The sequence below is a fragment of the Burkholderia sp. Ac-20392 genome, assembly GCF_017104585.1.
Taxonomy (GTDB): Bacteria; Pseudomonadota; Gammaproteobacteria; order Burkholderiales; family Burkholderiaceae; genus Burkholderia; species Burkholderia lata.
This window is the reverse complement of sequence record NZ_JAAGPB010000950.1, coordinates 1-1,601: the sequence shown is the minus strand read 5'-3', so window position 1 is coordinate 1,601 and position 1,601 is coordinate 1. Positions and strand designations below refer to the sequence as shown.

Sequence of the window (1,601 nt, the reverse complement as noted above, 5' to 3'; positions counted from 1 at the left end):
TCGCGGCCGCGCTCGGCGTGCCGGTAGTCGCGCGCGGTGCGGGCACCGGGCTGTCGGGCGGCGCGATGCCGCTTGAAAAAGGCCTCCTGCTCGTGATGGCGAAGTTCAACAGGATTCTCGACATCGACCCCGATGCCGGCATCGCGCGCGTACAGCCCGGCGTGCGCAACCTCGCGATCTCGCAAGCGGCCGCGCCATACGGCCTGTACTACGCACCCGATCCGTCATCACAGATTGCATGCTCGATCGGCGGCAACGTCGCCGAGAACGCAGGCGGCGTGCACTGCCTGAAATACGGCCTCACGGTGCACAACATCCTGAAGGTCGAGATCCTGACGATCGACGGCGACACGCTCACGCTCGGCGCCGACGCACTCGACGCACCCGGCTTCGACCTGCTCGCCTTGTTCACCGGCTCGGAAGGGATGCTCGGCATCGTCACGGAAGTCACCGTGAAGCTGCTGCCGAAGCCGCCGAGCGTGAAGGTGCTGATGGCGAGCTTCGACGACGTCGCGGAAGCCGGCGCGGCGGTCGCGCGAATCATCGGCGCAGGCGTGATTCCCGGCGGCCTCGAGATGATGGACAACCTCGCGATCCGCGCGGCGGAGGATTTCATCCACGCGGGCTACCCGGTCGACGCGCAGGCGATCCTGCTGTGCGAGCTCGACGGCTCGCCGACCGACGTCGACGAAGACGCCGAACGCGTCGCCACGCTGCTTCGCGATGCCGGCGCAACCGAGATCCGCGTCGCGCGCGACGAAGCCGAACGCCAGCGCTTCTGGGCCGGCCGCAAGAACGCATTCCCCGCGGTCGGCCGCATGTCGCCCGACTACTACTGCATGGACGGCACGATCCCGCGCCGCGAGTTGCCGCGCGTGCTCGAAGGCATCGCCGCGCTGTCCGCCGAATACGGGCTGCCGGTCGCGAACGTGTTCCACGCGGGCGACGGCAACATGCACCCGCTGATCCTGTTCGACGCGAACCGGCCCGGCGAACTCGACCGCGCGGAAGCGCTCGGCGGAAAGATCCTCGAGCTGTGCGTCGCGGCGGGCGGCAGCATCACCGGCGAGCACGGCGTCGGGCGCGAGAAGATCAACCAGATGTGCGTGCAGTTCAACGCCGACGAGATCACGCTCTTCCATGCGGTGAAGGCCGCATTCGATCCGCAGGGCCTGCTCAATCCCGGCAAGAACATCCCGACGCTGCACCGCTGCGCCGAATTCGGCGCGATGCACGTCCATCACTGCAAGCTGCCGTTTCCCGAACTGGAGCGCTTCTGATGCGACGCGACATCGAATCGATCGACGACAGCGCGGCGCTCGTCGCGCAGGTCGACGCGGCGATCCACGACCGCCAGCCGCTGCACATCCGCGGCGCCGGCACGAAGGCGTTCCTCGGCCGCCCCGTCGAAGGCCGCACGCTCGACGTGCGCACGCATCGCGGCGTCGTATCGTACGACCCGACCGAACTCGTCGTCACCGCGCGCGCGGGCACGCCGCTCGCCGAACTCGAAGCGATGCTCGACGCGGCCGGCCAGATGCTGCCGTGCGAGCCGCCGTCGTTCGGCGGCACGGCCACGGTCGGCGGCATGTTCGCGGCGA

General features: G+C 69.0%; 2 protein-coding genes. Both read left to right on the top strand.

The window, feature by feature from the left end:
- On the top strand, nucleotides 1-1,280 hold a 1,280-nt coding region (gene glcD, locus G3N99_RS40010; RefSeq protein ID WP_206125168.1), incomplete at its 5' end, for a glycolate oxidase subunit GlcD.
- Nucleotides 1,280-1,601: FAD-binding protein (locus G3N99_RS40005; protein WP_206125167.1), on the top strand; the 322-nt coding region annotated here is incomplete at its 3' end. The genes glcD and G3N99_RS40005, both read left to right, overlap by 1 nt.